Below are 19,809 nucleotides of genomic sequence, written 5' to 3'. Positions count from 1 at the left end.
ACAGGATCCCGTCGCGGACCGCAGGAGTCCACGAAAAAGGGAAAGCCCCCCGTCGATGCACAACCGTACATGGACGAGGGGCCGACAGCGGCGTCCGGCTCGCGGACGCTCACTGTGAAGGCGATCAGGAGTCGCGCTTCTCCTTGATCTTGCGACGGGCAGCCTTGCCGCGGAGTTCGCGGAGGTAGTAGAGCTTCGCACGACGGACGTCACCCTTGGTGACGATCTCGATGTGGTCGATGATCGGCGAGTGCACCGGGAACCAGCGCTCGACGCCGACCTGGAAGCTCACCTTGCGGACCTTGAAGGTCTCGCCGAGGCCGTGACCCTGGCGTCCGATGACGACGCCCTGGAACACCTGGACACGCGAGCGCGTGCCTTCGATGATGTTGACGTGCACCTTGATGGTGTCGCCGGGGCGGAAGTCCGGGACGTCGGTGCGCAGCGACGCTGCGTCGACGTGGTCGAGGAGCTGGCTCATGATTGGGTCACTCTCTGCGGACGCACACGGGTCGCCGCGGATCGAATTCGGTAAGTGAAGGTGTGTGCCCGGTGTCGGCGACTCCCCCGTGGCAGAGTCCAGCCAGGGCACGGCTACCCATCTTGCCACAGCAACCCACGTCCGCAAAACGCGCGAGGATGGTCCCATGATCGAACTCCGCACCCCCGCCGAGCTGGACGGCCTGCGCGCCGCCGGTCGGTTCGTGGCCGACGTCCTCGACGAACTGCTCGACACCGTCGACGTCGGCGTGAACCTGCTCGACCTCGACCGGGTGGCCGCACGGATGATCGCCGACCGCGGCGCGGTGAGCTGCTACGTCGACTACCACCCCTCGTTCGGCAAGTCGCCGTTCGGCAAGAACCTCTGCACCTCGGTCAACGACGCGGCGCTGCACGGCCTGCCGTACGACCGTGTGCTCGTCGACGGCGACCTCGTGAGCCTCGACTTCGCCGCGAGTGTCGACGGCTGGGTCGCGGACTCCGCCGTCACGGTGCAGGTCGGCGCCCCGCGCGAGGACGACCAGCGCCTGATCGACACCGTCGAGCGCGCGCTCACCGCGGGCATCGCCCAGTTCCGCACGGGCAACAAGCTCGGCGACGTCTCGTACGCGATCGGTCGCGTCGCGAAGGACGCCGGCTACGACGTGAACCTGCAGTTCGGCGGGCACGGCGTCGGCCGGACGATGCACGGCGACCCGCACGTCCCGAACGACGGCCGGCCCGGGCGCGGTCTCAAGCTCCAGAAGGGGCTTGTCGTGGCGATCGAGCCGTGGCTCATGCAGGGCACCGCCGACCTGTTCCAGGACGACGACGGCTGGACGCTCAAGAGCGTCGACGGCTCGCGCGCCGCGCACGTCGAGCACACGGTCGCCGTGACCGACGCCGGTCCCGAGGTCCTCACCCTGCGTCGCGCCCAGCGCGCCGACGCGACCGCCTGAGGATCCGCAGCCGGCGGCGCACCGAGCCCAGGTGGTCACATCACGGCCGGGAGGCGCGGTGCGGGCCGCTCCCGCGCCTCCCGTCTCGCAGTGCGCGGCCGGTGCCGAACCCGCGAAAGCGACAGGTCACAGCCGTGCGGCGCGGTCCGTGCCGCGAGAACGACAGGCGCCCGCCAGCAGGTGGCGCGCTGCTGTCGCTTTCGCGGAGCGCGCGTCCGACCGCCCGCGCGCAGCCGCGCACAGCGCCAGCCGCACGCAGCGCCAGCCGCGCGCTACGCGTCCCGCAGCAGATCCGGCCGGACGCGCCGCGTCCGCTCTACCTGCTGCTCGTGCCGCCACGCACCGACGCGGGCGTGGTGCCCACTGAGCAGCACGTCCGGCACGTCGAAGCCACGCCAGGACGCGGGCTTCGTGTACGACGGGTACTCGAGCAGCCCGTCTTCGTGGGACTCCTCGACGAGGGACTCGGGGTTGCCGACGACTCCGGGCACGAGTCGCCCGACGGCCTCGATCATCGCCATCGCAGCGACCTCGCCGCCGTTCAGCACGTAGTCGCCCAGCGAGAGCTCGACGACCGTGGCGTGCGCCGCGGCCCACTCGAAGACCCGGGCGTCGATCCCCTCGTACCGCCCGCAGGCGAACACGAGGTGGTCCGACGTCGACGCGAGCGAGCGCGCGATCGACTGCGTGAACGGCCTGCCGGCGGGCGTCGGGACCACCAGGGTCGACGAGCCGTCGGGCCGGAACAGCGACTCGAGCGCGAGCGCCCACGGTTCGGGCTTCATGACCATGCCCGCTCCCCCGCCGTACGGGGTGTCGTCGACGGTGCGGTGCCGGTCGGTCGTCCACGAGCGGAGGTCGTGCACGTGCAGGTCGAGCAGGCCGCCGGAGCGGGCCTTGCCGAGCAGCGAGACGTCCAGCACGGAGAAGAACTCCGGGAAGATCGTGACGATGTCGATGCGCACGCGCGCTAGTCCGTCACGGTCTCGGGTCGGGACGTGTCCTCGGGGTCCTCGAACAGGCCCGTCGGCGGCGTCACGGTGACGGTGCCGGCGGCGATGTCCACCGCGGGCACGATCGCCGAGACGAACGGCACGAGGACCTCGCCCCGCGACGGGGTGTCGATGGCGAGGAGGTCCTGCGCCGGCAGGTGGTCGACCCGCGCGACGGTACCGACCTCGACGCCGTCGCGGAGGACCGTCAGCCCGACCAGCTGGTGGTCGTACCAGGCGTCGTCCTCACCGGTCTCGGCGTCGGCGTCCTGCTCGACCCAGAGGATCGCCCGCGCGAGCGTCTCGGCTGCGGTGCGGTCCCCGATGCCCTCGAAGAAGGCGACCGGGTGGCCGTTGTACCAGCGGAGCTCGTCGAGCGCGATGGTCTTGCCGGCCCAGGGCGAGTCGTCCGGGACCTGGAGCGTGAACACGGCTCCGGGCGTGAACCGACGATCCGGGTCGTCGGTGTAGAGCTCGAGCTTGATGCCGCCCTTGAGCCCGTGCGCCTTCGTGATGCGACCCACCCGGAGCTGGGTCGTCTCCCTAGGAATCGGTGTCGACCACGTCGACACGCACCCGCTTGCCGTCGGCGAGAGCCGAGACGAGGGTGCGCAGCGCCTTTGCGGTCCGTCCGGCGCGACCGATCACGCGGCCGAGGTCCTCGGGGTGCACACGCACCTCGAGGACCTCGCCCCGCGCGGAGGTGGAACTGGCGACGCGCACGTCGTCAGGGTGATCGACAATCCCCTTGACGAGGTGCGTCAGCGCGGATTCGAGCAAGGAATTACGCCTCGGTCGTCTCTGCGGTCTCGTCGGCCGACTCGGCCGGAGCGGCGGCGGGGGCCGTCTTCTCCGACTTCGGCTTGAGGACGGCCTTCTTGGAGGAGTCCACGACGAACGCCTGCTTGGGCTCGGCGACCTTGACCTTGGACTCGGTGTCCTTCTCGCCCTTGAACTTGGCCCAGTCGCCGGTCAGCTTGAGGAGGGCCGCGACCTGCTCGGTCGGCTGCGCGCCGACGCCGAGCCAGTAGAGCGCACGCTCGGACTCGATCTTGATGACCGAGGGCTCCTCGGTCGGGTGGTACTGACCGATCTCCTCGATGACGCGACCGTCGCGCTTGGTGCGCGAGTCGGCGACGACGATGCGGTAGTACGGCGCCCGGATCTTACCGAGACGCTTGAGACGGATCTTGACAGCCACAAATGCTCCTGTTGCGTGTTGTTGTGGTTGAACCGGACCGCGGGCGTGGGGGCACACACGGTGGAAGCTCGATGAGACCGTGATCCGCTGGATAGAGGGTCGAGCGGACACGATTCGACCGTTCATTCTTGCAGGTTTCCGAGCGAGAAGCGAGTCGGGACGCGCCGTCAGGGTGCGAGTCGTCGAACCGCTTCGAGCGCTTCGGACGTGGCACGCACCGCGTCGACGCTCCGGGCGTCGCGTGCGCCGCCCACGACGGCGTACGGCACACCGGCTGCCAGGAGGCCCGGCTCGAGTCCGTCGGACGGCCCTGCGCCCGCCTCGGCACCCGTCCCGAGCGCCCGCTCCTGCCCGGCGCAGACCACCACGTTGTCCGCGGGGACGCCGCGCTCCTCGCCGTGCTCGTCGCGGATCCAGAGCACACCGGGCTCGATGCGGAGGTACTCCTGCACGCCGCCGACCAGGTGCACGCCGGCGTCCCGGAGCCGGCCGATCGCCACCCAGCGGGAGGTGATGCCGATGCCCTGCCCGAACTTGCCCGAGCGACGGAGGACGGTGACGTCGCCGCCGGGTCGGAGCATGCGGGTCGCCACGGGGAGCCGCTGCGGCACGTCGCCCACGACGGTGTCCGCGACGTCGAGGTCCCAGCGGACGCCGAACTCGGTGGCACGCCGGGCCTCGTCGGGCGACTCGACGAGGAACGCCGCCGTGTCGACGCCGATCCCACCGCCGCCGATGATCGCGACGGTCCCGGCGGGGACGCCCTCGCGGAGCGCCCGCTCGTAGGACCGGACGTGCGGCAGGTCGGCACCGGGGACGTCGATCGTCCGGGGCACGACACCGGGGGCGAGCACCACGGCCTCGCTCGCGGTGAGGTCCGCGGCCGTGGCGGCCCGACCGAGGTGGATCGTCGCGCCGCGGTCCTCGAGCTCGGCGCGGGCGGCGCGGACCGTCGCCGCGTAGTCCTCCTTGCCGGGCACCAGCGCGGCGAGGTCGAACTGTCCGCCCAGCCGGTCGGACGCCTCCCAGAGGGTCACGGTGTGGCCGCGACGCGCGGCGTCGACCGCGGCGGCGAGCCCGGCCGGGCCACCACCGACGACGTCGACACGCTTCGGGTCGGTCGTCGGACGGGCGGGGAACGCGACCTCGCGGGCGGCGCGCGGGTTGACCAGGCACGACACGGGCTGGCCGACGATCGAGCGGTCGAGGCAGGCCTGGTTGCAGCCGATGCAGGTGTTGACGAGGTCGAAGGCGCCGGCGAGCGACCGGTTCACGATCGCGGGGTCGGCGAGGAACGGGCGCGCGAGGGCGACCGCGTCGAGGAGCCCGTCGGCCAGCACGGCCTCACCGTCTCGCAGGTCCGTCATCCGGTTCGACGCGATGACCTTCACGTCCGGGTACGCCGAAGCACGGACGACGCCGGCGATGCGGGCTCCGTACGCGAGCCACGCGCCGTGCGGCACCGCGGCCTGCACGGTCGGCGTGCGGGACTCGTGCCAGCCGATGCCGACCGAGATCCCGTCGAGGCCGAGGGGCAGCAGCTCGTGCACGAGCGCGTCGACGTCGTCGTCGGTCGACGAGCCGGGCATCAGGTCGGCGCCGGAGAGCCGGATCGTCACGGCGAGGTCCGGTACCGCCCTGCGGACGGCGTCGACGACCGCCACCGTGAACCGACGACGCCGGACCGCGTCCCCACCCCACTCGTCGTCGCGCAGGTTCGTCAGCGGCGACTGGAACTGGTTGATGAGGTAGCCCTCGGACGCCATGATCTCGACGCCGTCGAAGCCGATGTCCCGCGCGGACCGGGCGGCGTCGGCGAAGTCCTCGATGGTCTGCTCGATCTCGGCGGCGGTCAGCTCGACCGGCACCACGCCGCGGGCAGCCGCCCACGGCAACGCGGACGGGGCCACCACACGCTGGGGTTCCCCGTGCCGGTCGACCATGCCCGACGCGAGCGCGTACCGCCCGGCGTGGAAGAGCTGCGCGAGGATCACCGAACCGGCGTCGTGCACGGCGTCGACCGCCGCACGGAACCGCTCGTCCGCTCCCCCGACGCCGAACACGGCGAAGTCCGGGCCACCACGTGCCTCGTCGCTCACCGCGATGCCGCCGGTGATGATGCACGCGGCACCGCCCGCGGCGCGCTCACGGTAGAACGCCGCCATGCCGGCCCCGCCGTCGTCGTGCACCTCGAGCCCGGTGTGCATCGACCCCATGACCACCCGGTTCGGCAGGGTCAGGGGGCCGAGCGTCCACGGCGACGAGACGACGGCGAGGTCGGGCATGGCGACGGTGCTCATGCGCCTACTCTGCCGTGTCGGCAGCCGAGTCGGCGGCAGCGTCGGCCGGCGGCAGGACCGCGTCGCGCAGCGGGGACGTCGTGTCCGCCCAGAACGGCGGGGCGATCACGGTCAGGCCGCCGTCGACCGACAGCACCTGGCCCGTGATGTAGCCGGCCTTGTCGGAGAGCAGGAAGTCCACCGCGTCGGCCATGTCGTCGGCGGTGCCGGGACGCTGCAGCGGGAGCTTCTCGAACACGGTGTCGATCGGCGCCTGACCGGGGACCTTCGTGTAGAAGTACTCGAGCGAGTCGGTGTCGATGAGCCCGCCGTTGACCGCGTTCACGGTGATCTGACGGGGCCCGAACTCGACCGCCATGTACTTCATGTAGGACTCGCTCATGGCCTTCGCGGCACCGAGCGCGGCGTACGTCGGGAACGCGCGGAGCGACCCGTACGAGGTGACCACCACGATGCGGCCGCCCCTGTCCATGAGCTGCGCGGCACGCTGCGCACCGAGGACGAACGAGCGGGCGTTCGTGGCGTAGCTGCGGTCGAGGTGGTGCAGCTTGAGGTCCGCGACGGGCTTGAAGGCGCTCGCGGCGGCGTTGGCGACGAAGTAGTCGAGGCGTCCGTAGGTGTCGCGGACCAGGTCGAACAGCGCGTCGATCGACTCGGGCTGCTCGATGTCGACCTGCGCCGTGATCCCGTCGCCGCCGGCGGCCTTGACGTCGGCGAGCGACTCCTCGGCCAGGTCGGCGTTGCCCTTGTACGTCACGACGACGGTGACGCCGCGCTGGCCGAGCTTCTGCGCGAGCAGGCGGCCGATGCCGCGGGAGGCACCCGTGATGAGGGCGATGGGAGCAGTGGTTGCAGCCAATGTGTTCCTTGCGTTGTCAGGGCCTGGAGGCGCGGTGCGGGCCCGCACCGCGCCTCCAGGCCATGGAGTGGTTGCGGGTCAGAACCCGGCCTGGCCGGTCACGACGGCGCGGCCGACGACCAGCTTCTGGATCTCGTTGGTGCCCTCCTCGAAGCGCTGCGCGCGCGCGTCGCGGTAGACGCGCTCGATGGCGTTGCGCTTCCAGTAGCCCTGGCCGCCGTGCACCTGCAGTGCCTTGTCGGTGACGCGGGCGAGCATGTCGACGGCGACCATCTTCGAGGCGCTGGACAGCGTGCCGGCGTCCGGGCGGCCCTCCTCGTAGGCGCGGGCCGCCTCGAGGACGAGGGCGCGCGCGGCGGCGATGTCGGCGTAGTTCTCCGCGACGTAGAACTGGATCGCCTGCCGGCTGGAGAGCTTCTTGCCGAACGTCTCGCGCTTGTTCGCGTACTCGACGGCGAGCTCGTTCGCACGCTCGGCGAGGCCGACGGCGCTCATCGCGACGGACACGCGGCTCGGCAGCAGGAAGCCGCCGAGTGCGACCTCGAGGCCCTGGCCTTCCTCGCCCAGACGGGCGGACGCCGGGATCGGGGTCTCGGTGAAGCGGAGGATCGCGTGGTCGGTGCCACGGATGCCCATGGTGTCGGAGTCGTCGATCACCTCGGCGCCGGGCAGGCCGGAGTTCGGCATGAGGAACGCGACGGTGCCGTCCTGGCCCGTGGTGCCCTCGAGGCGCGCGGCGATGAGCCAGTAGTCGGCCTTGACGCCGAACGTGATGAGGTGCTTCTCGCCGTTCATCACGTAGGTGTCGCCCTCGCGGCGGACGGTCGTGCGGATGTCGGCACCCGTGCCCGCGGTCGCCTCGGTCAGCGTGAACGCGACGAGCTTGTCGCCGGCGACGCTCGGCTTCACGACCTCGTCGAGCTGCTCCGGCGTCGCGTACGGCTGCATGGCGCGCCAGGTGCCGTTGATGACGTGCACGAGCATGCGGATCGACGCGTGCGAGCGCGACACGATCTCCATGATCTCGAGGTAGCGCGAGAACGGGATGGCCCGTCCGCCGAGCTCGGCCGGGGCGGCGAGCGACAGCCACCCCTTGTCCTTGAGCTCCTGGAACAGCTCGGGCGCGACCTGTCCGGTGCGCTCGATCTCCTCCGCCCACTCCTCGCCGCGACCGCGGACCCACTCGGTCACCTCGGCCTTGAGCTCCTGGAAGGCGGCCTCGGTCTGCGGCTCCATGACCATCGTCATCTGTCAGTTCTCCTTCGTCGCGACGAGCGCGGCTGCCTGCTCGCGCAGGACGTTCTTCTGGACCTTGCCGACCGCGTTGCGCGGCAGCTCGGCGATGTACTCGAGACGCTCAGGCCAGTAGTACTTGCTCACGCCGGCCTTGTCGAGCGCGCGCTGCATCGCGGTGAAGTCGAGCTGCTCCGCACCGGCCGCCGGCACGACGAACGCGCAGGCGCGCTCCCCGAGGCGGGCGTCCGGCATCGCGACGATCGCCACGTCGGTCACGAGCGGGTGCTGGTAGAGCAGGTTCTCGATCTCGACGACCGGGATCTTCTCGCCACCGCGGTTGATGACGTCCTTGACGCGGCCCGTGATGGACAGGAATCCCTTGGCGTCGACCTTCGCGAGGTCGCCGGTCTTGTACCAGCCGTCCTCGGTGAAGACGTCGTCCGTGAGGTCCTGCCGGTCGAGGTACCCGTCGAACATCGTCGGCGAGTGCAGCTCGAAGTTGCCCTCGGTGTCCGCCGGCAGCTCGTGCCCCTCGTCGTCGACGATGCGGATCCGGATGCCGGGCAGCGCGCGACCGTCGTGGCCGTAGGCGTCCGCCGGGTCGTCGGTCGGGCTGGAGAGCGCCCCGAGGCAGGTCTCGCTCGTGCCGAACGCGCCGAGGATCGCGGTGCCGAGCACCGTCGCGGCACGCTGGGCCAGTGCACGGGGCACCGCGGCGCCCGTCGGCACGAAGATCCGGAGGGACTCGGGCTGTCCGGCCCCGGCCTCGACGAGGTCGACGAGGTCGGTCAGGAACGGCGTCGCGCACTGCACGAACGTGGCCTTCGCGGCGCCGAACGCCTGCTCGAGCGCGACGGTGCCGTCCCACACGGGCTGGATGACCTGCGGTGCGCCGAGCCGGAAGGCCAGGAGCATGCCGTACAGGAACCCGGTCTGGTGGGCGAGCGGCGACGGGATGTAGATCCGGTCCTCGCTCGTCAGGCCGGACTGCGCGACGTGCATCGCGGTCGCCAGGCCGAGCGTGCGGTGCGGGTGCTGCACGCCCTTCGGCTCGCCGGTGGTGCCGGAGGTGAAGAGCAGCTGGCAGACGTCGTCCGGGCCGGGCGCGTGGGACAGGATCTGGTCGACGTCCACCTGCACCGAGTCGAGCGCGGTGTCGAAGTAGCGCCAGTTCCACTCGCTCGCGGCGACGCGGTCGGCGGCGTCGGCGGGCAGCGGCGGCTGGTTCGTCGGGCTGTCCGCCTGCCCGCGGGCCTCGGAGCGGAGCACGATGACGTGCTCCACCGACAGGCGGCGCTTCTGGGCCTTCGCCTCGTCGATGACCTCGAGCAGTTCGAGCGCCGGGCGACGCTTCCGGAAGACGTTCGGCAGGAAGACCACGCGGGCGCGGGACCGGGCCAGCGTCATCGTGGTCTCGCGGGGACCGAACACGGGCATGATCGGCGTCGCGACGGCACCGATCTGGATCGCACCGAGGGTGATCGAGACGAACTCGCGCCAGTTCGGCAGCTGCATCGCCACGGACTCGCCCGTGCGGACACCGAGCTCGAGGAGCAGGGCGGAGACCTTGTCGGCCTCGTCCTGCAGCTCGCGCCACGTCGTGTTCACCGGCTCGGGGCCGCCGACCTCGATCACGGCGAGGCCGTCCGGGTCCTGCTGGGAGAGTGCGCGGACCTTCTCGCTGAGGACGAGCGGGTCGGCGTCGACGCCGGCGAGCTCGGGCAGCGCGCTCGTCACCGTCTCCTGCTCCTCCCCCAGGTCCGTGCTCTCCGCAGCGGCCTCGGCGGCGTCGATCCGGTCGTCGCGGGCGATCTGCGCCTCGGCGCCGTCGCCGACCTCCATGTCGAGGCCGACCGAGTTCATCGCCTCGAGGAAGGTCGGGTACGAGATCCGGTAGGCGCGCGGGTAGGTGAGGGCGGAGACGCCGTCGGCCTTCGACGCGGCGACGGCCAGCGACATGAGCACGCGGTGATCGTTGAACGAGGACATCGGCGACCCGTGCAGGTCACCCGGACGGACACCGGTGACGCGCAGTTCGTCGGCGCCCTGCTCGGCGCGGCCGCCCAGTCGGTTGAGCTGGAGCATCGCCGCGACGCGGTCGGACTCCTTCAACCGGATGTGCGCGACGTTCCAGAGCCGGGTCGTGCCCTCGGCGAAGGTCGCCATCGTGGACAGGATCGGCAGCAGGTCCGGGATCGGCTGGCAGTCGATGTCGAGGGGGCGCAGCGGGGAGCCGTCGTGCTCGATGCGCACGAAGCCGGTCTCCTCGTCGATCCGCATCGGGACGCCCATCGCCGTGGCGAGGTCGAGGAACTCGCTCTCCGGGTGGTCGGTCTCGGCGGTGGTGAACGCCGTCATGCCGCGGAGCAGCACGTTCGACTCGCGGATGCCGGCTGCGGCGATGCCGAACGCGGCCGAGCCGATGTCCGGCGGGATCACGTAGTCGTGCGGGGTTGCCTGCTGGTTCGCCGGGATCCGGTACTCGAGCCAGTCGTCGGACACCTCGACCGTGAGGCCGAACTGGCGCATCATGCGCACGGTCAGCTCGACGTACGGCTGCTCGTTGAGCCGTCCGCCGGTGATGTGGATCCGGGTCTCCTCCTCCGCGAAGGGCGCGACGAGGAGCAAGCCGGAGATCCACTGCGACAGGGTGCCGGCGATCTGGACGTCGCCGCCGCGCGGACGCTTCGGCTGCACGGTGACCGGCGGGCAGTCGTTCGTGGCCTCGAGCTCGATGCCCATCTGGGTGAGCGAGGTGAGCAGGGCCTTGATCGGGCGGCGCTGGAAGTACTTCATGCCCGAGAGGGTCATCGGCTTGTCCGCCAGCGACGCGAGCCCCGTCATGAAGTAGAGCGTGGTGCCCGAGGAGCCCATGTTGAGGAGCCCGTCGGCGCCCCGCGAGCCGTGGTCGACGACGTCGGTGGCCTCGTACCGACCGCCGAGGCCGGTGACGTGGTACTCGTTCCCGCGACGCTTGACGTCGACGCCGAGGGCACGGAGCGTGCCCACGGTCCACTCGACCTGCCGGGTCGCACTGATGCCGGAGACGATGCTCGTCCCCTTCGCCAGCGACGCGAGCACCAGCGCGCGGTGCGCGTGGTACTTCGAGACCGGGATGTCGAGTTCTCCGACGAGCGGTGCGTTCGTCCCGCGCACGACCAGCTGCATGCCTACCTCTTCCCTGTTGAGCGTTACTACGGTACGCCCGGTGTGGATCGTCTGTGAATCGGATCCGCACGACCGGGAGTGCGGTTCCTTGTGCGTGTCCGACAAGGAGCCGGGCAGGATGTACAGCATGGACATCCGTTTCACCGAGTCCCGCCCGTCGACCATCGGCGTCGAGTGGGAGCTCCCCCTGGTCGACCGGGACACCGGCGACCTGACCCCGCGTGCCCCGGCCGTGATCCAGGCGGTGCAGCAGCGGCTCGGTGACCACGACCGGGTGACCGAGGAGCTCCTGACGAACACGGTCGAGGTCGTCACCGGTGTCCACTCGCGGGTGAGCGGTGCCACGAGCGAGCTGTCCGGCATCATCGGCGAGGTCGTCGACGCCGCCGAACCGCTCGACGCGCAGGTCATGTGCGCCGGAACCCACCCCTTCGCCGTGTGGGACCAGCAGGAGATCACGCCGGACAGCGAGCACTACACGACCCTCATCGACCGCACCCGGTGGTGGGGCCGTCAGATGCTCATCTGGGGCGTCCATGTCCACGTCGGCATCGACGACCGCGACAAGGCGCTGCCGATCCTCGGCGCGATGCTCGCGTACGTGCCGCACCTGCAGGCCTTCACCGCCTCGAGCCCGTTCTGGGCCGGCACCGACACCGGGTACGCCTCGAACCGCGCCCTGATGTTCCAGCAGCTGCCGACCGGCGGCCTGCCGCCGGCACTCGGCGCGTGGGCGAACTTCGAGGAGGTCGTCGACGACCTCACCCGCACCGGCGTCATCGAGGGCGTCAAGGACCTCCGCTGGGACATCCGCCCGTCGCCCGGCTGGGGCACCCTCGAGAACCGCGTCTCCGACGGCATCTCGACCCTGCACGAGGTCGGGGCCGTGACCGCGCTCGTCCAGTGCCTCGTCACCGAGATGTCCGACCGGCTCGACGCCGGCGAGACCCTGCCGACCATGCAGCCCTGGTTCGTCCGCGAGAACAAGTGGCGCGCGGCCCGGTACGGCATGGAGGCCGAGATCATCACGAACGCGGCCGGCGACGAGCGGCTCGTGACCGACGAGGTGCACGACCTCGTGCAGCGGCTCGACCCGGTGGCGGACCGTCTCGGGTGTCAGCAAGAGCTGCACCACCTCGACACGATGATCGCGGACGGCGCCTCCTACCAGCGGCAGTTGCAGGTCGCGCAGGAGAACGGCGGAGACCTGCGCGCCGTCGTCCGGCACCTGGTCACCGAGCTGCGCGACTCGCTCTGACCGTCACCGTCCGACGGACGGGAGGCGCGGTGCCGGCCGGCACCGCGCCTCCAGTCCTGGGGGACGTGCGGGAGTGCGATCGCGAGCCGCGTCAGCGACCCAGGAACTTCTGCAGCGACGCGAGCTCTTCCTCGGTCGGCGCCTTGCCGCCCTTGCCGCCGCCGAGCCCGAGACCGGACCCCTTCGGCGCCTGCTGCGGCGCCGCGGCCGCACCCGCGGCGAGCGCCGCACGCTTCGCCGGGTTGCCGACCTTGGACTTCTTCTTGCCGCCCTGCTGCTGCTTCTTGCCGCCGTGCATACCGGGGATCGGCCCCATGCCGGGCATCTGCGGGACCCCACCGCGGGCGACGGTCTTCATCATCTTCGCGGCCTGCTCGAACCGGTTCACGAGGGCGTTGACCTCGGTCACGGTGGAGCCGGCACCCTTGGCGATGCGGAGGCGGCGGGAGCCGTTGAGGAGCTTCGGCAGCTCGCGCTCCTGCGGGGTCATCGACTGGATGATCGCCTCGGTGCGGACGATCTCGCGCTCGTCGAAGTTGTCGAGCGCCTCGCGCATGCCCTTGGCGCCGGGGAGCATGCCGAGCATGCCCTTGATCGAGCCGGCCTTGCGGAGCTGCTGCATCTGCTCGAGGAAGTCGTTGAGCGTGAACGAGTCGCTCGCGATCTTCTCGGCGACCTTGCGCGCTTCTTCCTCGTCGAAGGCACCCTGCGCCTGCTCGATGAGGGAGAGGATGTCGCCGAGGTCGAGGATGCGGCTCGCCATGCGGTCCGGGTGGAACGGCTCGAAGTCGTCCAGCCCCTCGCCCGTGGAGGCGAACATGATCGGACGGCCGGTCACGCTGGCGACCGACAGGGCCGCACCACCGCGGGCGTCGCCGTCGAGCTTCGAGAGGACGACGCCGGTGAAGTCGACGCCTTCCTGGAAGGCGCGGGCGGTGTTGACCGCGTCCTGACCGATCATCGCGTCGATGACGAAGAGGACCTCGTCGGGGTCGACGGCCTTGCGGATGTTCGCGGCCTGCTTCATGAGCTCGGCGTCGACGCCGAGACGACCGGCGGTGTCCACGATGACGGTGTCGTACTGCTGGTCGACCGCGGCCTTGATGGCGTTCTTCGCGACCTTGACCGGGTCGCCGACGCCGTTGCCGGGCTCCGGCGCGAAGACGTGCACGCCGGCCTGTTCGCCGACGACCTGCAGCTGCTGCACGGCGTTCGGACGCTGGAGGTCCGCCGCGACGAGCATCGGCGTGTGGCCGTCCTTCTTGAGCCACTTGCCGAGCTTGCCGGCGAGCGTGGTCTTGCCGGCGCCCTGGAGGCCCGCGAGCATGATGACCGTCGGTGGCCGCTTCGCGAACTCGAGACGCCGCTGCTGGCCGCCGAGGATGCCGACGAGTTCCTCGTTGACGATCTGGACGACCTGCTGCGCCGGGTTGAGCGCGCGGTTGACCTCGTCGGAGAGGGCCCGCTCGCGGACGGCTGCGGTGAACGCCTTGACGACCTCGAGCGCGACGTCGGCGTCGAGGAGCGCCCGCCGGATCTCGCGGACGGTGCCGTCGACGTCGGACGGAGTCAGCCGACCCTTGCTCCGCAGGTTGCGGAAGGTCTCGGTCAGCCGATCGGAGAGTGAACCGAATTGCGCCATGATCCGTCGATTCTACAAGGCCCCGCCCGGACGCTCTCGCCCGTTCACCGCAGGAGGACGCCCTCGGCGAGTTCCACCGTCGTGCCGAGCCCGAGATCGACCACCACCGGAGCCGACGACGGGGCCCGGTCGAGCGTCGGGAACCACTGCCGACCGGACGACACCAGGATGAGCAGCCCGTCGACGTCGCCGACGGGGGCGAAGTCGGGCCCGGGCGGGTCGGCGTAGGGGTCGAGTCCGTGCTGGCGGAGGGCCTCGACCGCCCCGGGGACGTCGGGGACGGCGATGCCGACCTCACTGACCGACACGAGCAGCGGGGCGAGCGGCGCGGGGTGCCCGTCGGCCGGCGCGGCCTGCCCGGCGGCCGGCGCGGCGTCGCCGTCGGGGAGCTCCCGTCGCTCGATGAGCTCGAGCAGCTGCCGGTCGGGCCCCTCGAAGTACACCGACCGCGAGTCCCAGCCCGCCGGCCCCTCGAACTCGTCGACACCGTCCGCCCCGAGCACCGTCGCGACCTCGGCCACCCGGCGCTTCGCGTCCGCGAACGTCCCGGTCGGGATCGTGAACGCGAGGTGGTGCGCCCCGGTCATCCCGTCGAGCTCCCGGAAGACGAGCTGCGACGCCCCGACGGTGACCCGGACCGAGTCGTCGTCGGCGAGCACGGCGCACCCGAGTCGCTCGTAGAAGCGGACGGTGTCGTCGAGGGAGCGGGTGGCGAGCTGGACCTGGCGGATGTGCATTGCCCCACCCGACACCCTCAACCGCGCTTCAGGTCAAGCCCCGGACTACTGTCCGTCGCATGCACCTCCGGGAGATCGACCTCGGCGGCTGGGCCCGTGCCGCTGCCGTCGCACTGCTCTGCGGGTTCGCCGCCGCCGTGTTCGCGTCACGGTTCGCGATCCCGGTGTCGACCGTCGTGGCCGTCGGCATCGGCGCTGGGTTGCTCGTGACCGTCCTCGTCGTCGTCGCCTGGGCCACCATCGGCGGGTACGCCACCCAGCGGGCGCTGCGGGAGTGGGTTCGAGGGGGTTCGGAGCCGGTCGGCGTCCCCGCCCGACGGCGGGTCCGGTGGCTCGCGCACTTCATCGACCGGACCAGCTGGTTCGCGTGGCTCTCCGCGGTCCTGGCCGTCCTGTTCCTCGCACCGGCCGTCTCGCAACTGGCCGGTGCGAGCGACTGGCAGGACGTCGTGCTCGCGCTCTTCCCCGGGGTGCTGTGGGCGGGCATCGCGGTGCACGTCTTCGCGGTCGAACGACGCCACCTGCCACGGGCTCGTGCGCTGTACGAGGAGGAGCTCCGCACGGCAACGTGGCAGGACGTCCGCGTGCCGTGACCTCCGGAAACCCGTCGATGCCGTTGTTGGACGGAGTACAGAAACTGTCGTAGCCTGGCGCGCATGCCGGAACTCGACATCGTGCGCCCAACCGGGTTGCTGGACCACGCCGAGGGACTCGCACTGCAGCGGGCCCTCCACGCCGACGTCGTCGCCGGCCGCTCACCCGGGGCCGTCGTCCTGTGCGAGCACCCGTCCGTGTACACCGCCGGGCGTCGCACCGAACCGTCCGACCTGCCGACGGACGGCTCCCCCGTGGTCGACGTCGACCGCGGCGGACGGATCACCTGGCACGGACCGGGGCAGCTCGTCGCCTACCCGATCGTCCGGCTGGCCGAGCCGCTCGACGTCGTCGCCTGGGTGCGGGACCTCGAGCAGGTCATCGTCGACGCGGCGGCCGCCGTGGGTGTGCTCGCCGAGCGGGTCCCGGGACGCAGCGGCGCCTGGGTCCCCGGCCCGGCCGGAGCCCCGCACGCCAAGGTCGGCGCGATCGGCCTGCACGTCGCCGAGGGGGTGACGAGCCACGGCCTCGCGATCAACTGCACGAACAGCCTCGACGCCTACGCCGCGATCGTGCCGTGCGGCATCAGCGACGCGGGGGTGACGACCCTCAGCCGCGCAGCCGGTCGCACCGTGACGGTCGACGAGATCGTCCCCGTGGTGCTCGACCGCCTCCGCGCCGCCCAGCGGGGCATGCACTCCGGACACCGGATCAGCAACGCCGCGGGCACGCCCGCCACAACGCCCGCACGACAGGAGACCCTCGTATGACCCTCGCCCCTGAAGGCCGCCGGATGCTCCGCGTCGAGGCCCGCAACGCCGAGACCCCGATCGAGACCAAGCCGGCGTGGATCAAGACCCGCGCCACCCAGGGCCCGGAGTTCCGCGAGCTGTCCGGCCTCGTGCGGAGCAAGCAGCTGCACACCGTCTGCCAGGAGGCCGGCTGCCCGAACATCTTCGAGTGCTGGGAGGACCGCGAGGCCACCTTCCTCATCGGCGGCTCGCAGTGCACGCGCCGCTGCGACTTCTGCCAGATCGACACCGGCAAGCCCGAGCCGCTCGACCGCGACGAGCCCCGCCGGGTCGCGGACTCCGTCGCTGAGATGGGCCTGAAGTACGCCACGGTCACCGGCGTCGCCCGCGACGACCTGCCCGACGGCGGCGCCTGGCTCTACGCGGAGACGATCCGCCAGATCCACGAGCACTCCCCCGGCACCGGTGTCGAGATCCTCGTGCCCGACTTCAACGGCCGCCCGGACCAGCTCGGACAGGTGTTCGACGCCCGCCCCGAGGTCTTCGCCCACAACGTCGAGACCGTGCCGCGCATCTTCAAGCGCATCCGCCCGGCGTTCACCTTCGAGCGCTCCCTCGACGTCATCACGCAGGGACGCGACGCGGGGCTCGTCACGAAGTCGAACCTGATCCTCGGCATGGGCGAAGAGCGCATCGAGATCGAGGACGCCCTGCAGCGGTTGTACGACGCCGGCACGGACATCATCACGCTGACGCAGTACCTCCGCCCGTCGCCGCGGCACCTGCCGGTCGCGCGGTGGGTCGCACCCGAGGAGTTCGTCGCCCTGCGCGAGGTCGCCGAGGAGATGGGCTTCGCCGGGGTCCTCGCCGGGCCGCTGGTCCGGTCGTCCTACCGGGCCGGGCGCCTCTGGGCGCGTGCCACGGTCACCCGCGGCGGCACGGTGCCGGAGCACCTGTCGCACCTGCTCGACGCGACGCCGGGTCGCCAGGCCGTCTGAGCGGTGGGACCGGACGGACGACGGACGGGAGGCGCGGTGCCAGCTGGCACCGCGCCTCCCGTTCCGCGCATGCGTCCGTGACGGACGCGTCGGTCGCTACGCGCGACCGCGGATGCTCCTGAGCAGCCAGCCGATGACGGCCAGGATGATGAGGACGATCCCGACCCACAGCAGGAACTTCAGGGCACCGACGAAGATGCCGCTGAAGAGCAGGACGAGGCCGACGATGATCGCGATGATCAGCAGAGCGGGCATGTGAGGGCTCCTTCCGTGTACCTGGACGATCCCTGTACTGCGCAGACGGTACCCGGAATCAGCCCACGAGGTTCTGCACGAACACGTGCGGGGTGAAACCGGTGAGGTCGTTGATGCCCTCGCCCTGGCCGATGAGCTTGATCGGGATGCCCGTCTTCTCCTGCACGCTCAGCACGAACCCGGCCTTGGCCGAACCGTCGAGCTTGGTGATGACGAGCCCGGTGACGCCCGCCCCCTCGATGAACGCCTGCGCCTGCGCGAGGCCGTTCTGGCCGGTCGTGGCGTCGAGCACGAGCAGGACCTCGGCGATCTCGGTCTGCTTCTCGACCACGCGCTTGATCTTGGTGAGCTCGTCCATCAGCCCGGCCTTGGTGTGCAGTCGGCCGGCGGTGTCGATGACGACGATCTCGGTGTTGTCCCTGATGGCCTTCTCGACCGTCTGGTACGCGACCGACGCCGGGTCCTGCCCGGGCTGGGCCGGTCGCACGACGTCGACGCCCGCTCGCTCCGCCCACGTCGCGACCTGCTCGACCGCGGCGGCTCGGAAGGTGTCCGCCGCGCCGACGAGGACCGTGCGGTCGTACGTCTTGAGGAACTTCGCGAACTTGCCGATGGTCGTGGTCTTGCCGACGCCGTTCACCCCGACGACGAGCACGACCGCCGGCCGGTTGCTGAGCTTCAGCGTGGTGTCGAGCTTCGACAGCCGTTCCTCGAGCACCTCGCGCAGCATCCGCTGGAGATCGGCGGGGTCCGTCGTGCCGTAGCGGTCGACGCGCGTGTGGAGGTCCTCGATGATCTCGTCGGCGATGTCCGGGCCGAAGTCCGCACCGATGAGCGCCGTCTCGAGGTCCTCCCACGTGGTCTCGTCGATCGTCTTGCGCTGGAACAGCCCGCGCAGCCGGGAGGACAGTGACCAGGAACTCGCCATGTTCCCAGCTTAGAGCGCGGCGCATGTGGGCGGCGCCCGGTACGCTCGGGGACACGAAGGGGAGTATTCCTCCTCGGTGTCCCCGTCAGTACGGTCCGGAACGATCCGGGCCCGGGGCGCCGGTCGTGATCAGCACCCGGTGCGGATGGCGGCGGAAGAGACCTTCAGGCCTCGGCGTACCCACCACCCGGTTGCGCCCATCGACCTGAAGGAAACCCGTGGACGTCCCACTCTTCGTCTGGCTCCTCACCATCGCAGGCATCCTCGCGCTGCTGGTGTTCGACTTCTTCTCGCACGTGCGGACCCCGCACGTCCCGCACATCAAGGAATCCGCGTTCTGGTCGGCGTTCTACGTCGGGCTCGCGATCCTCTTCGGTGTCGGCATCCTCGTCTTCGGCGGCGGACAGGCTGGCGGTGAGTACTTCGCCGGGTGGCTGACCGAGAAGGCACTGTCGGTCGACAACCTGTTCGTCTTCCTCATCATCATGACGAGCTTCGCCGTGCCGAAGGAGTTCCAGCAGAAGGTCCTGCTCGTCGGCGTCGCGATCGCCCTCGTCGCACGCGGCATCTTCATCGCCCTCGGCGTCACGATCATCGACAACTTCTCGTGGGTGTTCTACCTCTTCGGCGCGCTGCTCTTCTGGCTCGCCTGGTCGCAGGCCCGCAGCGGCAACGACCACGGTGGCGACGAGGGCGACTCCCGCCTGATCCGCATCCTCAAGCGCGTCATCCCGACCTCGGACCACTACGACGGCGACCGCCTCACCACGAAGGTCGACGGCAAGCGCCTCTTCACGCCGATGCTGCTCGTGATGGTCGCGATCGGCCTCACCGACGTGCTCTTCGCGCTCGACTCGATCCCCGCGATCTTCGGGCTGACGCAGGACGCCTTCATCGTGTTCACCGCGAACGCGTTCTCGCTGCTCGGGCTCCGGCAGCTGTACTTCCTCATCGCCGGGCTGCTCGAACGCCTCATCTACCTCGGGCAGGGCCTCGCGGTCATCCTCGGGTTCATCGGCGTCAAGCTCGTCTTCCACGCCATGCACGTCAACGAGCTGCCGTTCATCAACGGCGGTGAGCACATCGAGTGGGCTCCGGAGATCCCGATCTGGTTCTCGCTGGGCTTCATCATGCTGACGATCGCGGTCGCCACGGTGGCGTCGCTCGTGGTGTCGAAGCGTCGCCAGGAGCGCGGGCTCACCCCGACGGGCGAGCCGAAGGAGGCCGTCGAGGCCGACGCGCACTAGTCGCAACCGCCTGACGGTCTGGAGGCGCGGTGCCGGCTGGCACCGCGCCTCCCGTCCGTCGGCGGTAGCGTTCGTTGCCGCGAAAGCGACAGATTCGGCGGATGGCTCGCCGTCCGTCCCGCGAAAGCGACGCTGTGCGGCCAAACGTTCGCGGCAATCCGTCGCTTTCGCGAAAGCGACGGATCACAACCGCACGCGGCGGC

General features: G+C 70.8%; 19 protein-coding genes. 6 read left to right on the top strand and 13 right to left on the bottom strand.

What is annotated here, in order from left to right; all coding sequences use genetic code 11:
* Window positions 1–124 precede the first annotated feature (124 nt).
* Window positions 125–481 carry a 50S ribosomal protein L19 gene (gene rplS, locus BIV03_RS14165; protein WP_022905818.1) on the bottom strand — a complete coding sequence of 119 codons (357 nt, stop codon included), beginning with the start codon at window positions 479–481 and terminating at the stop codon, window positions 125–127.
* A 166-nt stretch (window positions 482–647) separates the two neighbouring features.
* Here rplS and map point away from each other — a divergent pair, with 166 nt between their 5' ends.
* Window positions 648–1,439: a type I methionyl aminopeptidase gene (gene map / locus BIV03_RS14160; RefSeq protein ID WP_071296156.1), complete on the top strand. Its 792-nt coding sequence runs from the start codon at window positions 648–650 to the stop codon at window positions 1,437–1,439.
* A 272-nt stretch (window positions 1,440–1,711) separates the two neighbouring features.
* Here map and trmD read toward each other — a convergent pair whose 3' ends face one another.
* The 8 genes from trmD to aroA all read right to left on the bottom strand — a co-directional run bounded on the left by trmD (window position 1,712) and on the right by aroA (window position 11,195).
* On the bottom strand, window positions 1,712–2,404 hold the full coding sequence (trmD, locus tag BIV03_RS14155; RefSeq protein ID WP_071296155.1) for a tRNA (guanosine(37)-N1)-methyltransferase TrmD: 693 nt from the start codon (window positions 2,402–2,404) through the stop codon (window positions 1,712–1,714).
* Between the two features lie 5 nt (window positions 2,405–2,409).
* Window positions 2,410–2,955, bottom strand: coding sequence for a ribosome maturation factor RimM (gene rimM / locus BIV03_RS14150; RefSeq protein WP_022905821.1), 546 nt, complete (start codon window positions 2,953–2,955; stop codon window positions 2,410–2,412).
* Between the two features lie 19 nt (window positions 2,956–2,974).
* A complete protein-coding gene (locus BIV03_RS14145; protein ID WP_022902329.1) occupies window positions 2,975–3,211 on the bottom strand; it encodes an RNA-binding protein in 237 nt (78 codons plus the stop codon).
* Window positions 3,212–3,215: 4 nt separating this feature from the next.
* Window positions 3,216–3,632: a 30S ribosomal protein S16 gene (rpsP, locus tag BIV03_RS14140; protein ID WP_070416404.1), complete on the bottom strand. Its 417-nt coding sequence runs from the start codon at window positions 3,630–3,632 to the stop codon at window positions 3,216–3,218.
* A 167-nt stretch (window positions 3,633–3,799) separates the two neighbouring features.
* The gene (locus tag BIV03_RS14135; protein ID WP_083403451.1) at window positions 3,800–5,932 is read right to left on the bottom strand and encodes an FAD-dependent oxidoreductase; all 2,133 of its coding nucleotides are present in this window, start codon (window positions 5,930–5,932) and stop codon (window positions 3,800–3,802) included.
* Window positions 5,933–5,936: 4 nt separating this feature from the next.
* Window positions 5,937–6,791 carry an SDR family oxidoreductase gene (locus tag BIV03_RS14130; protein ID WP_071296154.1) on the bottom strand — a complete coding sequence of 285 codons (855 nt, stop codon included), beginning with the start codon at window positions 6,789–6,791 and terminating at the stop codon, window positions 5,937–5,939.
* Between the two features lie 78 nt (window positions 6,792–6,869).
* Window positions 6,870–8,039, bottom strand: coding sequence for an acyl-CoA dehydrogenase family protein (locus BIV03_RS14125; protein ID WP_071296153.1), 1,170 nt, complete (start codon window positions 8,037–8,039; stop codon window positions 6,870–6,872).
* 3 nt (window positions 8,040–8,042) lie between these two features.
* Complete coding sequence (gene aroA / locus BIV03_RS14120; protein WP_071296152.1) at window positions 8,043–11,195, bottom strand: 3-phosphoshikimate 1-carboxyvinyltransferase; 3,153 nt, start codon at window positions 11,193–11,195, stop codon at window positions 8,043–8,045.
* A gap of 118 nt (window positions 11,196–11,313) precedes the next feature.
* Here aroA and BIV03_RS14115 point away from each other — a divergent pair, with 118 nt between their 5' ends.
* Complete coding sequence (locus BIV03_RS14115; RefSeq protein ID WP_217637395.1) at window positions 11,314–12,453, top strand: glutamate--cysteine ligase; 1,140 nt, start codon at window positions 11,314–11,316, stop codon at window positions 12,451–12,453.
* A 91-nt stretch (window positions 12,454–12,544) separates the two neighbouring features.
* On the opposite strand, the gene ffh is transcribed toward BIV03_RS14115, so the two are convergent.
* Window positions 12,545–14,095, bottom strand: coding sequence for a signal recognition particle protein (gene ffh, locus BIV03_RS14110; protein ID WP_022905829.1), 1,551 nt, complete (start codon window positions 14,093–14,095; stop codon window positions 12,545–12,547).
* Window positions 14,096–14,139: 44 nt separating this feature from the next.
* Entirely contained in the window at window positions 14,140–14,832 is a 693-nt protein-coding gene (locus BIV03_RS14105) for a VOC family protein (RefSeq protein WP_083403450.1), read from the bottom strand.
* Window positions 14,833–14,891: 59 nt separating this feature from the next.
* Here BIV03_RS14105 and BIV03_RS14100 point away from each other — a divergent pair, with 59 nt between their 5' ends.
* From BIV03_RS14100 to lipA, 3 genes are all read left to right on the top strand, one after another.
* A complete protein-coding gene (locus BIV03_RS14100; RefSeq protein ID WP_071296150.1) occupies window positions 14,892–15,425 on the top strand; it encodes a hypothetical protein in 534 nt (177 codons plus the stop codon).
* A 63-nt stretch (window positions 15,426–15,488) separates the two neighbouring features.
* A complete protein-coding gene (lipB, locus tag BIV03_RS14095; protein ID WP_071296149.1) occupies window positions 15,489–16,196 on the top strand; it encodes a lipoyl(octanoyl) transferase LipB in 708 nt (235 codons plus the stop codon).
* Window positions 16,193–17,176 (top strand): lipoyl synthase, encoded by a 984-nt coding sequence (gene lipA, locus BIV03_RS14090; RefSeq protein WP_083403449.1) that lies wholly within the window; start codon window positions 16,193–16,195, stop codon window positions 17,174–17,176. Before lipB ends, lipA begins: the two co-directional genes overlap by 4 nt.
* Before the next feature lie 96 nt (window positions 17,177–17,272).
* Here lipA and BIV03_RS19205 read toward each other — a convergent pair whose 3' ends face one another.
* On the bottom strand, window positions 17,273–17,431 hold the full coding sequence (locus BIV03_RS19205; RefSeq protein ID WP_139199230.1) for a DUF4175 domain-containing protein: 159 nt from the start codon (window positions 17,429–17,431) through the stop codon (window positions 17,273–17,275).
* A gap of 58 nt (window positions 17,432–17,489) precedes the next feature.
* Window positions 17,490–18,359 carry a signal recognition particle-docking protein FtsY gene (gene ftsY, locus BIV03_RS14085; protein ID WP_071296147.1) on the bottom strand — a complete coding sequence of 290 codons (870 nt, stop codon included), beginning with the start codon at window positions 18,357–18,359 and terminating at the stop codon, window positions 17,490–17,492.
* Window positions 18,360–18,577: 218 nt separating this feature from the next.
* On the opposite strand from ftsY, the gene BIV03_RS14080 reads away from it, so the two are divergent.
* Window positions 18,578–19,606 carry a TerC family protein gene (locus BIV03_RS14080; protein WP_070416415.1) on the top strand — a complete coding sequence of 343 codons (1,029 nt, stop codon included), beginning with the start codon at window positions 18,578–18,580 and terminating at the stop codon, window positions 19,604–19,606.
* The last annotated feature ends 203 nt before the right edge of the window (window positions 19,607–19,809 follow it).

Source organism: Curtobacterium sp. MCBA15_016 (genome assembly GCF_001865105.1).
Taxonomy (GTDB): Bacteria; Actinomycetota; Actinomycetes; order Actinomycetales; family Microbacteriaceae; genus Curtobacterium.
Note: the sequence above shows the minus strand (reverse complement) of the source record. Positions and strands in the feature narration are given on the sequence as shown.